This is a genomic window from Vibrio sp. 1562, from assembly GCF_033340155.1.
In the GTDB taxonomy this organism is placed as follows: Bacteria; Pseudomonadota; Gammaproteobacteria; order Enterobacterales; family Vibrionaceae; genus Vibrio; species Vibrio alginolyticus.
Genome location: NZ_JAWOVY010000344.1, coordinates 1 through 703 on the forward strand (window position 1 = coordinate 1; position 703 = coordinate 703).

At 52.3% G+C, this 703-nt stretch carries 1 protein-coding gene; it reads left to right on the forward strand.

Annotated features, from left to right (window positions below):
- Window positions 1-703 (forward strand): SHOCT domain-containing protein (locus R7Z49_RS25095; RefSeq protein WP_318112400.1); only part of this gene is annotated, 703 nt, incomplete at both ends.

A 703-nucleotide genomic window follows, 5' to 3' on the forward strand; every position in this document is an offset into this window, starting at 1 on the left:
GTCGACACCTGCCACGGTGCAGAGAACGTGTTCGACGTGTTGCGAAATGGCCAACGTTCTGTAACGCCAAGTCTCATGGATACCATGTTGAAGGCGTTGGATACGGTAAATACCCAGTTCCAAGCTGTGCAAGATCGAGAAGCGTTAGAAGCTGCAGACCCTGCGTTGCTGGATGAACTGCACCGTCTATGTAAGCCTGAGTCTGAAGACGAAGTAGCTACTGTGGTTGAAGAACCTATCGTTACTCCAGAACCAATTATCCCAGAACCTGCTAACGAAGTGCCAGCTGCCCCTGCAGCCGACATAACGGAGGCGGGTTCTATAGGTTCTGTCGACGAAATTACTCAAGACGAGTTTGAAAAGCTTCTTGATGAGCTGCACGGTAAAGGTGCTGCACCAGGCGCATCGACATCAGCTCCAACAGCGGCTGCACCTGTTCAAGCAAGTGCGCCTGTTCTGGACAATGGCGATATCACCGATGACGAATTCGAACGTCTTCTTGATGAATTGCATGGTGTTGGTCAGAGCCCTTCAGCAGCAACAGCCGCTCCTGTAGAGACGCCTAAAGCACCAGAACCTGCTGCTCCTGCGGTTTCAGCTGCTTCAGGCGATAGCGACCTGATGACCGATGAAGAGTTTGAGAAGCTGCTTGACGAGCTACACGGTGCGGGCAAAGGCCCAACGCTTGAAGAGCTTGATATGG